Below are 15669 nucleotides of genomic sequence, written 5' to 3' on the forward strand. Positions count from 1 at the left end.
ATCCTTAACGCGGATTTTAGCATTTAAAAAATGTGTTCACTTTTATTAAAAATTAGTAAAACAATTTCAATTTTTTGATGATTATTAATTCTATAAATCAAAGAAATATGTTTATTTATAACACATTTATGTAAATCTAAATACTCAGATTTTGGACAAAAATAATTATGTTTTGTAATTTTAGTTAACAATTGATTTACTTGAAATTCAAATTTCTCGACAAATTCAATTCCCCATTTATCAAAAAGTTGTTCAATTATCGTTAAGTAAGATTTTTCGGAAGCAACAGACCAAATAATTTCCACTATTGTTGTTTAAGGGCAATAATTTTGTTTTTAACAGAAATCATAACATCTTCATGAGAAACAATATTTCCGTTTTCTAAATCATTTAATCCTTTAGCAATAGATTCTTTTTCGGAAGAAGAAAGTGAATGGTACCAATCATCATTTTTAGTTTCTTTCAATAGAAATTCACGCACTTTTTTAATTACAGAACCGTCTTGTAGTTCTATGATTTGCTGAATTAATTGATTTTTTTCTGATTGGATATTCATACTTAACAAATATAGTAAAAATAGATTTGTTCCAATCTATAAGTTAAACACCTGTTTTTTAAAATTAGTTTACACTTCTTTATATCTGAATTCTCAATTATCCTGTCATTCCGAAATGAGCCTTTTTTGGCGATTGAGGAATCTCATATAAAGTCCTAATCCTTTTTTCTCATTCTTTCATACCTTTACAACTTAAAATAATCACCTTGAAAAAAAAACAAGTACTATCCATCATAGCCATTATCATATTAGTAGCTGTTTTAGGTTCTGAAGAACTATTAGATGCTAAAAAAGAAAATGGTATCATAGAAAACGGTAAAATTCCTAAAGCGACTACAAACCAATATTTTCTACCAACAAGTACTACTAATCAAGTGGTGCATCATCAAAACTATTCGTTATCCTATAATGAAAAATACGAACAAGCAGAATGGGTTGCTTACGAGTTAAAAGCATCCGATTTAAGTAGTACAAATTACAAAAGACCTTATTTTGAAATTGATAATGCCGTAAAAACCAAAGCAGCAAATTGGCGTAATTATAAAAAATCGGGTTACGATAAAGGGCATTTATGTCCTGCAGCAGACAGACGTTTTTCAAAGGAAGCACATGATGAAACCTTTTTAACAAGTAATATTAGCCCGCAAGAACACAAGTTTAATGCAGGTGTTTGGAACAGATTAGAACAAAAAGTACGTTATTGGGCAAAGAAAAACGATGGAGTTTTTGTAATAACAGGTGGCGTTTTAGAAAACAATTTAAAAACGATTGGAAGTGAAGCAGTTGCTGTGCCAAATCAGTTTTATAAAGTAATCTTAGACAAAACGAATGGTAGGGTAAAAATGTTGGCTTTTTTAATGCCTCATAAAGAATCTAATTTGCCTTTATATAAATTTGTAGTTTCGGTAGATAAGATAGAAGCTTTAACGGGTATCGATTTCTTTAAAGAATTAGATGATGCTACCGAAAATAAGTTAGAAAGTTCTAGTAGTTATAAAAACTGGAGTTTTTAATTAAAGATTATTCAATATAAATCTGTATTAAATAATTGATTGCTAGTTTGTAAACTTTAAATAGAATTTAATCATTAAAAAAAGAAGTTACTTTTTTGATATTTAGGTGTCTTATAAATAGGATAACAAAACAAATAAAAATGAAATATTATATAGTACTAGTACTTTTAGCAGTGTCTTTAAACACATTCTCTCAACAGGTAACAAAACAAGGTAAGGTTTACGAAGTTAAAAAAGAAAAAATATTTTTAGATAAAGCAGACGTTACGGAAGTTTTAAAAATAGAAGAAAAAGCTGCTATTTTAAAAGAGGCTACTTTAATTACAGCAAAATTAAAGAAAGCTGAAGCAGCAAAAAAAGCACAAGAAGCAAAAGAGAAAGCAGAAAAGAAAGTAGCAAAAGAGAAAGAGGCCAAAGAAAAAGCCATAAAAAAGGAACAAAAGAAAAAAGAGAAAGCAGCTAAAAAAGTAGAAAAAGAAAAAAAATCAGCAGAAAAGGCTTTAAAAAACAAAGAAAAGTCAAAAAAGAAGTTTGTAAAAGCAGAAAGAAATCTTAAAAAAGCTACAGAAAAACGAGATAAATTAAAAATAGCAGGAAAACTTTCACCTTTTGATGAAGCAAAATATGCTGAGAAAATTCAAAAATTAAAGATAAAATTAAATAAAGCAAAAAGTAAATTATAAGCCATTTCTATAAAGGTAATAATTGTATAAATATAAGAACCCTTGCATTAATTTGTAAGGGTTTTCTTTATTTTAATGTTATTTTTGTGCCTTATATTAAAATAGTACAAACAATTTTTTAATGAAAAGCTCAAAGGCAATTTTTTATATGATTTTTAGTGTCATTGCGTTTTCACTAATGAATACAGTTGTAAAATACTTAAATGATTTTAGTGCGTATCAAATTGTGTTTTTTAGATCTATTGGTACGTTATTTTTTACGGTGCCATTAATTTTAAAAGCAAAGATTCCTTTTCTGGGTAACAATAAAAAGTTATTGTTAATTAGAGGTTTGGCGGGCGTAATTTCATTAACCAGTTTTTTTCAGGCTTTAAATTATTTAGCAATTGGTACGGCAGTCTCGTTAAGATATACTTCTCCTATTTTTGCTGCTATTTTAGCACTTATTTTCTTAAAAGAAAAAATAAAACCAGTTCAATGGTTTTTATTTTTATTAGCATTCGCAGGAGTATTAATTATTAAAGGTTTTGGTGTAGATGTAAATTCTATTGGAATACTATTAGTTCTTTTGTCTGCAATTTCATTAGGGGTAATTTTTGTGGTAATTCGTAAAATAGGAGATACAGAAAATCCATTAGTAATTATCAATTACTTTATGGTAATGGCTTTTGTATTTGGAGGAATTATGTCTATCAATCACTGGAAGAACCCAAATTTAATAGAGTGGTTATTGTTATTGAGTCTAGGTGTTTTTGGCTATGTTGGTCAGATATATATGACCAAGGCATTACAATCTCATGAAACAAATGTAATTGCTCCTTTAAAGTATTTAGAAGTGGTTTTTATGATTGCTATTGGTGCATTTTGGTTTGGAGAAATCTATAATTTATGGACTTTACTTGGCGTCTTTTTAATTATGTTTGGTTTGCTTTATAATATCTATTTAAAAAGAAAACGTAGTTAATTTTATAGACTAGCCAAAAAAACACATAGATTTTCAACCATAATTCTTTGCAAACTTAGCGAGTTTTCTTTGAGTCTTTGCGTTTTAAAAAGTCAATTTCTAGCCCAACCAACCATCTCTATCTAAACTTCTATATTGTATGGCTTCAGCAATATGATCTGGAGAAATATCTTTAGTGGCAGCTAAATCGGCAATTGTTCTAGAAACTTTTAAAATTCTGTCATAAGCACGAGCAGAAAGGTTTAGTTTTTCCATAGCCGTTTTTAATAACGTTAAACTTTCTGGTGATAACTTACAAAATTCACGAATCTGTTTTACACTCATTTGTGCATTATAATGTACGTTTTCAAAATCTTTAAAACGCTCAGATTGTAACTCTCTAGATGCGGTTACTCGTTTTCTAATTTCTACGGATGATTCTCCTTTTCGTTCTTCTGATAGTTTTGCAAACGGAACAGGAGTAACTTCTATATGAATGTCTATTCTATCTAATAATGGTCCGGAAATTTTACTTAAATAACGTTGCATTTCTTGTGGAGAGGAAGTCATTGGGCTATTTGGGTCGTTAAAAAAACCACTCGGACTCGGGTTCATACTTGCCACCAACATAAAACTACTTGGGTAGGTAACTGTAAATTTTGCACGAGAAATAGTAACTTCTCTGTCTTCTAAAGGTTGACGCATTACTTCTAAAACATCTCTCTTAAATTCTGGTAATTCATCTAAAAATAAAACGCCGTTGTGAGACAAAGAAATTTCTCCAGGTCTTGGGTATTGACCGCCGCCGACCAAGGCGACATTAGAAATCGTATGATGTGGGCTTCTAAAAGGACGTTGGTACAGCAAACCTTCTTTTTTTATTTTGCCAACCACAGAATGAATTTTTGTAGTCTCCAGCGCTTCATGTAAAGTCATTGGTGGTAAAATGGACGGCAATCTTTTTGCTAACATAGTTTTTCCAGATCCTGGAGGTCCAATTAAAATAATATTATGTCCGCCTGCAGCGGCAATTTCCATACAACGTTTAATAGATTCTTGTCCTTTTACATCAGAAAAATCAAATTCAGGGAAATCTATATTTTTATAAAACTCAGCTCTTGTATCAACAATAGTGGGTTCAATTTTTTTATCATCATTAAAATGATTGATTACTTCTAAGATATTTTCTACCCCCAACACTTCTAAATCATCTACAATAGCAGCTTCTTTGGCATTTTCCTTCGGAAGAATTAAATATTTGTAACCTTCTTCTCTTGCTTTTATGGCAATTGGTAAGGCACCTCTTATGGGCTGTAAACTTCCGTCTAAAGAAAGTTCGCCCATAATAATGTATTCATCAATATGATCTGATTTTATTTGCGCTGATGCTGCTAAAATTCCAACGGCTAAAGTTAAATCATAAGAAGCACCTTCTTTCCGAATATCGGCTGGAGCCATGTTAATAATAATTTTCTTTCCGGGAAGTTTGTAATTATTGTTATTCAGTGCAGCAGAAATTCGATACGAACTTTCACGAACAGCATTATCGGGCAAACCTACCAAATGATAGCCAATTCCTTTATCTATATTTACTTCTACGGTAATTGTGGTGGCCTCAATACCAAAAACGGCAGAGCCATAAACTTTAACAAGCATTCTTTTTCTTTTTTCTAAAGATAAAGAAAATTAATTAAGCTTCTGTGGTTTAAAGTTGATAGGATCCCATCGGGTTGGGTCGTGTTTTTGTAAAAATCCTTTTAACAAGTTTTCATCTCTATAACTTTTATAATCGTCATAGATAAATTTAGTTGCTTTTGTAGAAAGATTTTCAGTGGAAATTACAAATTGATTATCGTCAATTTCTTCAAAAGAAACTGTAGAAAATTTATACTTTTTTTTAAAATTTAACTCCTTGTTAATGGAAGAATAAGAAGGAGTGTCATCAGCTGTAAGCTGAAAAGAAGAGGTGTAAATACTAACAGGAATAAAATTATTGTTGGTAGTTTGTTGTTGTGAAAAACAAAAACTACCAACAAATAAAGTTAAAAGTAAGAAAGTGTATTTTTTCATGGTACGAAATTTTACTTTATAAAAATACGATTTTATTTCAGCATTAAAAAAAAGAATCTTTAAAAAAAAAGAATTTTACAAGAACTCGGTTAATTCGTTTGGGTCTTGTAGGTTATTAAAAAATAGCAAAAACTCAACACTATTATCTGTTATTTGATAGTATAATGTAATCTGTTTTACAATTTCTATTTGATGAATATTGATGTTCTTTTCCCATTTTTTAAAGGTTTGAGGACTCGCTTTTAAAATGGTAACTATATCTGAAACTTTAGTAATAAAACTAACAACTTCTTTTTCTGACCAATAGGTTTCTAAAAACTCTATATTTTGTAAATAAGTACTATTCGCTAAAGGTGATGCAACAATATTATACACCATATTTATGCTTAGAATTGGTTAAAACAGTTTCAAAATCTACACCTAAACCTGCTTTTAATTGAGCTTTCGATTTTTCTAACAATTCACCAATTAAAACATCTTTATAAGCTTGGTATTCTTCTGGATATAAGTGTTTAGAAATGAGTTTAACTTCTTCATTTGTAAAACGTTTTTCACGCATTTTTTTATAGAAAAAACTGTCTTTTAAATTTAACAGTTTTAAAAAGTAGGCTGTTTTAAAATCACTCTTTTTAATATCTTCTATTAATTTATTTATTACAGTATCATAATTGTAGATTATCTCTAAAGTGTTCATATTTATAAAGTATTTGCTTTACAAATATATAAAATTTGTTTTATTTTTTGAAATACTAAATTAATAACACAAAAAAAATGCACTCATAAGTTGAGTGCATTTTAAATATAAATTAATTTTTGATACTATTTTAAGCAGAGTTTCTACTTGCATTAATATTACCAAATAATGAACGCATTACCATTTTTTCATACACTTCAATTTCTGCTGCGCTACCATCAGTTTTTTGAAGTTCTTGAATTTTCTTTAAAGCAAATTGCTGTATTGTTAATAAAGGCAATACAATTTGTTCTCTTACTTCTATAGATGCTTTTCCTACCGGGAAATTTTCCATTAATTCAGATTCTCCTGTAAGTTTTAAAAGTAGTCTTTTAGTAGTTTCGTATTCTGTAAAAATTACTTTCCAAAATTCACCAAATTCCTCATCATCTGCCATGTACGAAGTTAAGCCAAAGAAAGATTTGGTTAAACTCATCATACTATTTTCTAATAGAGTTCTAAAGAAGTCTGAAGCATGGTAAAATTCTTTAACTTCTTCAAATCTACCAGCATCTTCATATTTTTTAAGTGCAGTACCCACACCAAAGAAACCTGGTACGTTTTGTTTTAACTGACTCCAGCTACCTACAAAAGGAATGGCTCTTAATGCAGAAAAGTCAAGTTTGTCAGATCCACCACGTTTACTTGGTCTACTTCCAATATTGGTTTTTGCGTAGTATTTTAACGTACTCATTTTTTCTAAATACGGTAAGAATTTATCATGATTTTTAAAGTCTACATAAGTTTGGTAACTTGTTGTAGCCATATCATTTATTAATTCTCTATGGCTATCATTTAATTGATCTTTGGTAAATACATCATTTTTAATACCAGAACTTATCAATTGTTCTAAGTTATATTGAGATGAGTTTAGCGTACCAAAGTTAGAACTAATCGTTTGTCCTTGTATGGTTAACTGTATTTCTTTATCCTCTATTGTTGGGCCTAAAGAAGCATAAAATTGGTGTGTTTTTCCTCCTCCACGAGCAGGTGGTCCACCACGTCCGTCAAAGAAAATTACTTCAATATCAAATTCTCTAGAGATTCTTGTTAAAGCTTCTTTCGCTTTAAAAATACCCCAGTTTGCCATTAAGTAACCACCATCTTTTGTTCCATCAGAAAAACCTAACATAATAGTTTGTTTGTTTTTTCTTTTGGCAACATGATGTCTATATACTTTATTAGAGTATAAGGTTCTCATTACTTCTTCTGAATTCTCTAAATCATCTACAGTTTCAAAAAGCGGAATAACATCTACTGGTAATTCGTTTTCGAAACCACATAAGTTTAGCATTGCAAAAGTTTGCATTACGTGTAAAGCACTTTGGTTGTTACTAATAATGTAACGGTTTGCTCCACGCTCACCATTTCTTTGCTGAATTTCTTTTAGCGCATAAATAGATTCTATGGTTTTAACAGAAGTTTCATCGGTTAAAATACTTGGGTCAATACTTCCTTTTACAACAGATAAAACTTCTACTTGTTCTGCATCAGAAAGTCTTAAATAGTTTTCAGGGAAAGTAGTATCTCCAGATTTAAGTAAGTCTTCTACTATTTGCGTAAACGCATGGTGATGTACTCTACTATCTTGTCTAATATCTAAAGTTGCAAAGTGAAAACCAAAGATTCTAACTTTATTGATAACATCATTTAATTCTTCTACAAATAAAGATTGATGTTCGTTAACAATAATTTCTCTTGCTGTATATAATTCTTCTAACAAGATTTTTTGAGAAAAATTAACTTTGGTATAGCTTCTAACAACATGCTTGTAAAGTCTTTTTTCTAATCTGGCAAAAATTTCTTGAACCCCATCAAAAGTATAACGTCTTTTTAAACGTCTAATGTCTCTATAATAGTTTCTTAAAATTGTTTGACGCAATCTTTCTGCAACATCTAACGTAATTTTAGTCGTTACAAATGGGTTACCATCTCTATCTCCACCTGGCCAGAAACCAAGCTCTATAATTTCATTTTCTATGGGTTCACCATCATAAATATGTTGCTGAACGTAATTGTAAATTTTAGGTACAGAATGATAAAATACGTGCTCTAAATACCAAATTAAACTTACAGCTTCATCAAAAGGAGATGGCTTTTCTTTTTTATAGAAAGGCGTTTTTCCTAATTGTGCTAATAATTTTCTAATTAGTAATAAGTCGTCATTTTGTATTGCTTTGTCTAAATCTGTAATAATACCTAAAACAGATCCAGGGTAAAACTGTGTTGGATGCGCTGTTAATACAATACGGACTTTAAAGTCTTCTAAATGTGCTTTTAATTCGTCTTTTTTGTTACTTAATAACGCAAGTTCTTTAGAGTTTCTCAGTGTTCCAAAACCATCCATATTATTTACAATAGGGTAGGCAGCGTCTTCTACGGCATCAAATAAAACGACTTGCCGTTCTATAAATTGAATAAAACGGAACAGTAAATCCGATTTTTCTTTTTCTGTAGGTTCTTCTTGGTATTTACTAAAAAAGTGCTCTACAATTTCTGTAGGGTTTTTTCCTAACTTAAAACCTTTACTACATACTTTATGTAAAAGAGGTAATAAAACCCCCGTATCGTCTATGGTGTCAAAAGGTAGCGTTGTGAAAATACTGTTGTAAATCTGATATTTAGACAGTACGTTTTCATTAAATCTATCTAGCTTAGGTAAATTGTTCATGTTCTTATGATTTTACGGGATTAAAATTACGAAAAAGGGAAATGATTAAACCTACTTTTTAACGAATAATCAAGTGTTTATTTGCGAAAACGATATAAATTATATCATTTTTTAGTGAATTGTTTATTTTCTGTTTCTCTTTGGTGTTTTTGTTTTTATTTTGATCAATTAAATATTAAAAAACAGATATTTTAAAATGTGTTGTGGTTTGTTGGTTTACTATAAAACGTTTATCTTTTCGATGTCCTACAACCCAAATAATGGCATTGTCATTATTACAAAGTAACCAAGTGTTTTGTTTTTGTAAAAGTGAAAATTTTTCATCTTTAAAATATTTGCTTAATTTCTTTTTTCCAGTCATTCCAGCAGGATAGAAGAAATCTCCGTCTTGCCATTTCCTAAGTTTTAAAGGGAATTGTAAACGTTGTTTATCAACATAAATGGTTTGTTTATTTTCTGTTGATTTTTCTTCTACGGTTTCTAATTTTAAATGAATTGGTTGGGTAATTAAGGTTGTATTTTCGTTTATTTCAGTAGTCATTTCTGGCGCAGTCGAGAAATCTTTTTTAGCAAGTAATAAAAAACCTCTATCTTTTAATAATGTATGTGTTTTAGAGTGAATTTGTTTTCCAGATTGTGCAGAAAGTAAATTAGAAACATCGTCCCATTCTGTAAAATTATAGTCTTTTAAAAGCTGATATAAATAAGCCTTCGGGTTCGATAATTTTTCAACTTTAGAAACATCAATCTTTAAAATGTTATTTTCTGTTGTTGTGATTTCGTTAGAAATTTCACCAATTTTATCTTCAATTATTTGCTGACTTTCTTTTAAATGTTCGGATGTTTTAGCAAAGGTTTCTAACAAACTTGGGTTAATTTCTTTTAAAACAGGAAGAATCTGATGTCTAATTTTATTTCTGATGTATTTTGTAGAGGCATTACTTTTATCTTCTCGCCAAGAAATATTGTTTTCTTTTACAAACGTTAAAATATCATTTCTAGAAAATTTTAAAAGCGGACGTACAATATTTCCGTTAATTTCCGGAATACCAGTTAAACCATCTAAACCAGCGCCACGCGTTAAATTAATTAGAAAAGTTTCTAAATTATCATCTGCATGATGTGCTGTTAAAATATAATCGAATTGGTGTTTTTTAATCAGTTCATTAAACCAATCATAGCGTAAGTTTCTGGCTGCAATTTGTGTAGATTGTTTGTTTTCTTTAGCAAATTCTTCAGTTTTAAAATGGGTTACAAAAGTATTAATGTTTTGTTTTTTTCCTAATTCTCTTACAAATTCTTCATCTAAATCACTTTCTTTTCCTCTAAGGTTAAAGTTACAATGCGCTAAAGAAATATTAAAATTTAATGCGGATAAAAGATGTGCTAAAACCACAGAATCTATTCCGCCAGAAATGGCGATTAATAGTTTTTTATCCTTTAAAAAAGGAAGGTTTTTGTTGAGGTGATCAGAGAGTTTTTGTTGCATTTTTCTTTTAGAAATATGTGCGTTAATTTTGCTTTTTTAACCAACCACGAATTTCTTTTCGAAGAGCAACTTCTGGTTTTGGCAACGGAATAGTTTTACCAAATTGTTTGCTTCGGTTAAATTTAGAAAAGGTAACTTTTAGTGCTTTCCATTCTGCGGGGTACAACTTTAAAAACATGTTAAACATATTTTGTTCTGTTGGTTTTTCATCTAATCCTTCTAAGGTTTTTGTGAAAAGTTCTTCTTGATTTATGATCATATTAACAAAGATAAAAAATAGATTCTTGCCTTTGCCGTAAAGGTAAAATATATTGCCTTTATATTTAAAATATAAAAATAGTTGGCAAACTAGTTTAGCCCTGATTGAACGATATGTTTGAGCTCTTTTTTGCTTTTTAGGGCAAAAAAAGCGAGTAGTGAAAGCAGGAAATAGCTTCTAATAATAATTTTACTTAGAATTCATTAAAACATATTTCATTGCTTTTGCTTTTAGTAAACATTCTTCATATTCTTTTTCTACAACAGATTTTGCTGTAATAGCACCTCCAACAGAGTAGGAGATGTATTTTTCTGCTTCATTATATAAGATGCTTCTTATAATTACATTAAAGTCAAAATTGTTTTCTGGGGTAAAGTAACCGATAGTTCCGGAGTATAAACCGCGTTTGGTTTCTTCTAAATCTTCAATAATGTTCATGGCAGAAACTTTTGGAGCTCCCGTCATACTACCCATCGGAAAAGTGCTTTGAAGCACATCTATTGGGTGCGTGTTTTTTTCAACTTCAGAAACTACGGTAGAAATTAATTGATGCACTTGTTTAAAAGAGTACACTTTGCATAATTCTTCTACTTTTACACTGCCTATTTTTGCTGTCTTAGAGAGGTCGTTTCTAACCAAGTCTACAATCATTACATTTTCTGCCCGTTCTTTTTCATCTCTCGTTAAGTCTAAAGCTAATTGAGCATCATCAAATTCGCTAACCAATCTTTTTGCAGTTCCTTTTATAGGTTGAGAAATTATTTTAGTACCTTCTTTTTTAAGATATCTTTCTGGAGATGCACATAAGGCGTATTTATCATCTAATTTTAAAAAAGAAGCAAAAGGTGGTTCGGAAATTTGGTTGAGGTGTTTGTAAACTTCAACCGGATTTATGGTAGCGTTTTCTGCATAAAATTCTTGGCAAAAATTGGCTTCGTAAATATCGCCTCTATGAATATGTTCTAAAACTTTAGTTACTTTAGCATGATATTCATCTTTATGAATTCTTAGTTTTATTTTGATGTTACTTTTCGTTGGTTGGATTGTTGGATTTTTAGATTTAAGAATCTCTTTAAAATCATCTTCAATCTCATCATCCACCATTCTTAAATAATGAAACTCGGCAGAATTTCCTTTAATAAAAACAAGTTTTTTAGGTTGAAAGAAGTATAAATCTGCAAAATCTAAACCGTCAAAATTGATAGAGGAAAGTTGTTCTACATCATTTTTAACGTCGTACGTAATATAGCCAAAAATATAATCTTTGGTAATGGTTTGGTATTCTTTTAGCTTCTCAAAAGCATTGTAATAATCTGTTTTTATAGAGGTAAAATCATCTGCTGCCAAAGCACCATCGAAACTAGCATATTTTTGATGATAGTTATTAGAATCTAACCAAATAATGGTTTCAAATTGTTGTGCCCAAGACAATAAATTGTTTTTGAATTCAATGATATTATCAATAGAGAAAGTGCGAATTGTTCTTTGCATATTTGCGTCAAAAATACAAATCTTATTTGTTAGAAAGCGGAATTTTTAAACTGATTCCTGTTTGAATATCTGGCGAGTTGTTTAAATACAAGTCTTCTTTAATATATAATGTAAAACTATAATTTTTTCTGCCATAAGTGTACAACCAACTCCATGCAGATTGGTATTCGTATAATTGCTCGAAACCATTTTGCCAACCAGCATGAATTTCTTGCCAAAGACCAACCAATTGATAATAATTTGCTTCTTCTTTTTTACTAAATCGAGACTGAATTTGATAATTTACGGATACAGAATGATAGTTTCTCTGCCTTGTGTATTTGGTAAACTCAAACATAGCTTCTAGGCTCCCTAGATATTTGTTATTACCAAAACGTACTAAATTCTCTTTAAAATTGATAGTATTTTTTCTTAGAACACTGGTTCCAAAGGCAGTTCTAATTTCTGATTCTTCGTTTAATTTCCATTTTTTTAAGATATTTCCAGAAACACCAATATCTATAGAAGGGTTGTGTTTTGATGTATTAACTCCTAAATGAGACCCAAAATTTACATGAATATTTTTTTTCTTTAGGTTGATGAAATCTGGATAGTAAAAATGGTTAAATTCAATTCCGGCAAAAATAAATTGTCCGTCTTTTAATTCTAAAACGTTGCCATTTCTATCTTTATATTTAACATTTACTTTATTGAGTCCATAATATTTTCGTCCAAAAGGATCTTCTCCACCGGCTATATTACTATGAAACCATTCTATAGTTTCATCACTTGCAAAGACAGAAAAAGGATATTTTCCTTTACTAACTAAATAGGAGCGAAGTGTAATTCCTAATTCATGATTTTTACTAATTTTGGTATTATAATCAACTCTAAAATTTTTAAAAACGGCATCTATAATAATGTTTTCATAATCTGAAGGTGTTGTCTGTTGGTTTTTATAATAATGTCTGTCAAACCATGTTTTTTGGCTCATTTCTTGTCTAATACCTTCGTCTTTTGGAAGATACATTTCTACAAAAGGATGAAACGTGTTTGCACTAGCATAAGAAATATTTAAAGTAGATTTTTTGGGCGGTCGAATTTTAAAATTCTGATTTATTCTCGCAGAAAACATTCCAAAATGATGAATAGGCAATAAGCTAGGTTTATCTATTCCGTTTTTAAGAGGAATTGTATCTTTTATTTGTGAGAAATAAATTCCATGAATAATTAGAAAAAAGAATAGGAAATTGTTTTTTTTCATAGGATAAAAATACATTAAAGTTATTTAAAAAAAAACTTCTTTAACATTAACAGATTATATGAGATAAACATTTTTTGGCTTCAATTTTGCTGTTAACAGTATTAAAACTCGTTAAAAATTAAGAAAACAATAGTATATTTACAGTATGGAGTTAATTATTTTAGGGTTGATTATTGGATTAGGAATTTCCTATTTAATATCACAACGGTTTTCTTTATCAAAGAAAAAAAACTTAGTAGAAAAACAATCTGTTATTCTGTTAGATAAAATTAAAAAAGTATCTAAATTGATTACGGTAGAAGGTGATTTTTCTGAGATTTATCATCATGAAAACACCAAAGAAAACTTTTGGGGATTTAGCAGTAAGAAAAAAGCGATTGTTTTAATACAAGCAAAAGCACACATAGGGTTCGATTTTAGAAAAATTAAATTGGAAGCGGATACTAAAAAAAAGGAAATCATTTTATCAGATTTTCCACAACCAGAAGTGGTTTCTATTGAATGTGATATTAAGTTTTACGATATAAAAAATGGCTATTTAAATAAATTTGATTCAGAAGATTTTACTACTTTAAATAAAGAGGCAAAAGAGCATGTGCTTAGTAAAATACCAGAAAGTAACTTAATTCAATTGGCTAACAAAGAAGCTTTAGAAGCTATTTTATTAATGGAGAATTTAGTAGAAACTATTGGTTGGAAACTAGATTATACTGCTTTAGAAACGAATGAAGAAATTAAAAAAATAGCACCTTTAAAAAAATAGCACTATTCTGTTTTTATAGTATTATGGACTTCTACTATAATTTATCTTGAGCATAGAATAGAGGTTGAAACGAGGTGTCGCCCAGTTTTGTCTTTTCGACCAAAGGTATAAATCACATAATGTTGCTCAATTATAATTCTCAAAATAGTGTTTAGTCAGAAAAAAAAATACTGCAAAAAGAGTAGTTTTCTTTTTGCAGTATTTTTAACCAGACACTAAATATTATGGGACTTCTCCTATCGTCGAAGTGACATTTTGTATGGGTTTATTTAGTGAATAGTTTTATTAAAGATGATAATAAAATCTAATCTTTTTAAGCATTTAAAGGCTTTCCGTCCCAAGCAGCTTTTGCAGCTTCTTTTACTGCTTCTGAGTACGTTGGGTGACCATGACAAATTCTTGCCAAGTCTTCTGCCGATGATCTGTATTCCATTGCAACTGCAGCTTCCATAATTAAATCTGCAACACGTGCACCAACCATGTGAACTCCTAAAATTTCATCTGTATTTTTATCTGCTAATACTTTTACAAAACCATCTAAATCTCCACTTGCGCGAGATCTACCTAAAGCTCTCATAGAAAATTTACCAACTTTGTAATCTACTTTTGCAGCTTTTAATTCGTCCTCTGTTTTACCAACAGCAGCAACTTCTGGCCATGTGTACACAATACCAGGAATTAAATTATAATCGATATGTGGTTTTTCGCCAGCTAAATATTCTGCTACTACAACACCTTCTTCTTCCGCTTTATGCGCTAACATTGCACCTTTAACTACATCTCCAATTGCGTAAATATTAGAAACATTGGTTTGTAAATGATCGTTTGTAGAAACTTGTCCGCGTTCGTTAACTTCTACACCAATTTTTTCTAATCCTAAGCCTTCTGTATATGCTTTTCTACCTACAGCAACTAAACAATAATCACCTTTAAATTCTACTTCATCACCTTTTTTATTGGTTGCTTTCACTGTAATTTCATCACCTTTTCTTTCTACAGAAGTAACACCATGACTTACAGCAAACTTAATACCTTGTTTCTTTAAAACTTTAGTAAGTTCTTTAGAAACATCAGCATCCATAGTTGGCGTAATTTTTGGTGCGTATTCTACCACAGTTACATTTGCTCCTAAACGTTTGTAAACGGTACCTAACTCTAAACCAATAACACCACCACCAATTACAATTAAATGTTTTGGTACTTCAGTTAATTTTAAAGCTTCGGTAGATGTAATTACACGTTCTTTATCTAAAGAAATAAACGGTAAAGTAGACGGTTTAGAACCTGTTGCGATAATAATATTTGTTCCTTCAATTATTTCTGAAGAACCATCTTTTTTTGTAACTTTTACATGAGTAGCATCTTCAAAAGAACCTAATCCTTCAAAAACATCAACTTTGTTTTTGTCCATTAAATATTTAATTCCGCCTGTAGTGGTTTCTACAACTTTTTCTTTTCTTGTTACCATTTTACTGAAATCAAACGTAGGATTTTCCACAGAAATTCCATGTTCTTCAAAATGGTTAACAGCATCATAATAATGATGCGAAGAATCTAACAATGCTTTAGATGGAATGCAACCAACGTTTAAACAGGTTCCTCCTAAAGTTGAATATTTTTCTATAATTGCTACTTTTTTACCTAATTGAGAAGCTCTAACTGCAGAAATGTATCCTCCAGGACCAGATCCAATTACAATAATATCGTATTTCATGATTGCGTTTGTTTTGCGTATAATGTAACCTTTCGGTTTAT

General features: G+C 29.9%; 16 protein-coding genes. 4 read left to right on the forward strand and 12 right to left on the reverse strand.

Annotated features, from left to right (window positions below; translation table 11 throughout):
• Nucleotides 1-23: 23 nt before the first annotated feature.
• Both MPF19_RS02865 and MPF19_RS02870 read right to left on the reverse strand, forming a co-directional pair.
• Complete coding sequence (locus MPF19_RS02865; RefSeq protein ID WP_249986701.1) at nucleotides 24-305, reverse strand: type II toxin-antitoxin system RelE/ParE family toxin; 282 nt, start codon at nucleotides 303-305, stop codon at nucleotides 24-26.
• Nucleotides 305-556 carry a hypothetical protein gene (locus MPF19_RS02870; RefSeq protein WP_203392581.1) on the reverse strand — a complete coding sequence of 84 codons (252 nt, stop codon included), beginning with the start codon at nucleotides 554-556 and terminating at the stop codon, nucleotides 305-307. Before MPF19_RS02870 ends, MPF19_RS02865 begins: the two co-directional genes overlap by 1 nt.
• 206 nt (nucleotides 557-762) lie before the next feature.
• On the opposite strand from MPF19_RS02870, the gene MPF19_RS02875 reads away from it, so the two are divergent.
• The 3 genes from MPF19_RS02875 to MPF19_RS02885 all read left to right on the forward strand — a co-directional run bounded on the left by MPF19_RS02875 (nucleotide 763) and on the right by MPF19_RS02885 (nucleotide 3216).
• Nucleotides 763-1569: a DNA/RNA non-specific endonuclease gene (locus tag MPF19_RS02875; RefSeq protein ID WP_249986702.1), complete on the forward strand. Its 807-nt coding sequence runs from the start codon at nucleotides 763-765 to the stop codon at nucleotides 1567-1569.
• A 140-nt stretch (nucleotides 1570-1709) separates the two neighbouring features.
• Nucleotides 1710-2252, forward strand: coding sequence for a hypothetical protein (locus MPF19_RS02880; RefSeq protein ID WP_249986703.1), 543 nt, complete (start codon nucleotides 1710-1712; stop codon nucleotides 2250-2252).
• Nucleotides 2253-2373: 121 nt separating this feature from the next.
• Nucleotides 2374-3216, forward strand: coding sequence for a DMT family transporter (locus MPF19_RS02885; RefSeq protein ID WP_249986704.1), 843 nt, complete (start codon nucleotides 2374-2376; stop codon nucleotides 3214-3216).
• Nucleotides 3217-3315: 99 nt separating this feature from the next.
• On the opposite strand, the gene MPF19_RS02890 is transcribed toward MPF19_RS02885, so the two are convergent.
• From MPF19_RS02890 to MPF19_RS02930, 9 genes are all read right to left on the reverse strand, one after another.
• Nucleotides 3316-4851, reverse strand: a complete 1536-nt coding sequence (locus tag MPF19_RS02890; RefSeq protein WP_203392578.1) for a YifB family Mg chelatase-like AAA ATPase — start codon at nucleotides 4849-4851, stop codon at nucleotides 3316-3318.
• A 30-nt stretch (nucleotides 4852-4881) separates the two neighbouring features.
• On the reverse strand, nucleotides 4882-5265 hold the full coding sequence (locus MPF19_RS02895) for a hypothetical protein (protein ID WP_203392575.1): 384 nt from the start codon (nucleotides 5263-5265) through the stop codon (nucleotides 4882-4884).
• Nucleotides 5266-5340: 75 nt separating this feature from the next.
• Nucleotides 5341-5643, reverse strand: coding sequence for a type II toxin-antitoxin system RelE/ParE family toxin (locus MPF19_RS02900; protein ID WP_203392574.1), 303 nt, complete (start codon nucleotides 5641-5643; stop codon nucleotides 5341-5343).
• Nucleotides 5633-5959, reverse strand: a complete 327-nt coding sequence (locus tag MPF19_RS02905) for a hypothetical protein (RefSeq protein ID WP_249986705.1) — start codon at nucleotides 5957-5959, stop codon at nucleotides 5633-5635. The genes MPF19_RS02900 and MPF19_RS02905 overlap by 11 nt, the downstream gene beginning before the upstream one ends.
• A 130-nt stretch (nucleotides 5960-6089) precedes the next feature.
• Entirely contained in the window at nucleotides 6090-8669 is a 2580-nt protein-coding gene (locus tag MPF19_RS02910) for a phosphoenolpyruvate carboxylase (protein WP_249986706.1), read from the reverse strand.
• A 175-nt stretch (nucleotides 8670-8844) separates the two neighbouring features.
• Nucleotides 8845-10158, reverse strand: coding sequence for a tRNA lysidine(34) synthetase TilS (gene tilS / locus MPF19_RS02915; RefSeq protein ID WP_203392571.1), 1314 nt, complete (start codon nucleotides 10156-10158; stop codon nucleotides 8845-8847).
• A gap of 22 nt (nucleotides 10159-10180) precedes the next feature.
• Nucleotides 10181-10417: a hypothetical protein gene (locus MPF19_RS02920; RefSeq protein ID WP_203392570.1), complete on the reverse strand. Its 237-nt coding sequence runs from the start codon at nucleotides 10415-10417 to the stop codon at nucleotides 10181-10183.
• A 189-nt stretch (nucleotides 10418-10606) separates the two neighbouring features.
• Nucleotides 10607-11908 (reverse strand): anthranilate synthase component I family protein, encoded by a 1302-nt coding sequence (locus tag MPF19_RS02925; protein WP_203392569.1) that lies wholly within the window; start codon nucleotides 11906-11908, stop codon nucleotides 10607-10609.
• Nucleotides 11909-11930: 22 nt separating this feature from the next.
• Entirely contained in the window at nucleotides 11931-13151 is a 1221-nt protein-coding gene (locus MPF19_RS02930) for a hypothetical protein (protein ID WP_249986707.1), read from the reverse strand.
• Nucleotides 13152-13296: 145 nt separating this feature from the next.
• Between MPF19_RS02930 and MPF19_RS02935 the strand changes: the two genes are divergently transcribed.
• Nucleotides 13297-13914, forward strand: a complete 618-nt coding sequence (locus tag MPF19_RS02935; RefSeq protein WP_203392567.1) for a DUF4230 domain-containing protein — start codon at nucleotides 13297-13299, stop codon at nucleotides 13912-13914.
• 313 nt (nucleotides 13915-14227) lie between these two features.
• On the opposite strand, the gene lpdA is transcribed toward MPF19_RS02935, so the two are convergent.
• Entirely contained in the window at nucleotides 14228-15628 is a 1401-nt protein-coding gene (gene lpdA / locus MPF19_RS02940) for a dihydrolipoyl dehydrogenase (RefSeq protein ID WP_249986708.1), read from the reverse strand.
• Nucleotides 15629-15669: the final 41 nt, after the last annotated feature.

This window comes from Polaribacter sp. Z014 (assembly GCF_023555435.1).
Lineage (GTDB): Bacteria > Bacteroidota > Bacteroidia > Flavobacteriales > Flavobacteriaceae > Polaribacter.

Coding starts and splice junctions, on each gene's coding strand:
- MPF19_RS02870 (WP_203392581.1), bottom strand. CDS start 556: ATGAATATCCAATCAGAAAAAAATCAATTAATTCAGCAAATCATAGAA.
- MPF19_RS02880 (WP_249986703.1), top strand. CDS start 1,710: ATGAAATATTATATAGTACTAGTACTTTTAGCAGTGTCTTTAAACACA.
- MPF19_RS02885 (WP_249986704.1), top strand. CDS start 2,374: ATGAAAAGCTCAAAGGCAATTTTTTATATGATTTTTAGTGTCATTGCG.
- MPF19_RS02890 (WP_203392578.1), bottom strand. CDS start 4,851: ATGCTTGTTAAAGTTTATGGCTCTGCCGTTTTTGGTATTGAGGCCACC.
- MPF19_RS02895 (WP_203392575.1), bottom strand. CDS start 5,265: ATGAAAAAATACACTTTCTTACTTTTAACTTTATTTGTTGGTAGTTTT.
- MPF19_RS02900 (WP_203392574.1), bottom strand. CDS start 5,643: ATGGTGTATAATATTGTTGCATCACCTTTAGCGAATAGTACTTATTTA.
- MPF19_RS02905 (WP_249986705.1), bottom strand. CDS start 5,959: ATGAACACTTTAGAGATAATCTACAATTATGATACTGTAATAAATAAA.
- MPF19_RS02910 (WP_249986706.1), bottom strand. CDS start 8,669: ATGAACAATTTACCTAAGCTAGATAGATTTAATGAAAACGTACTGTCT.
- tilS (WP_203392571.1), bottom strand. CDS start 10,158: ATGCAACAAAAACTCTCTGATCACCTCAACAAAAACCTTCCTTTTTTA.
- MPF19_RS02920 (WP_203392570.1), bottom strand. CDS start 10,417: ATGATCATAAATCAAGAAGAACTTTTCACAAAAACCTTAGAAGGATTA.
- MPF19_RS02925 (WP_203392569.1), bottom strand. CDS start 11,908: ATGCAAAGAACAATTCGCACTTTCTCTATTGATAATATCATTGAATTC.
- MPF19_RS02930 (WP_249986707.1), bottom strand. CDS start 13,151: ATGAAAAAAAACAATTTCCTATTCTTTTTTCTAATTATTCATGGAATT.
- MPF19_RS02935 (WP_203392567.1), top strand. CDS start 13,297: ATGGAGTTAATTATTTTAGGGTTGATTATTGGATTAGGAATTTCCTAT.
- lpdA (WP_249986708.1), bottom strand. CDS start 15,628: ATGAAATACGATATTATTGTAATTGGATCTGGTCCTGGAGGATACATT.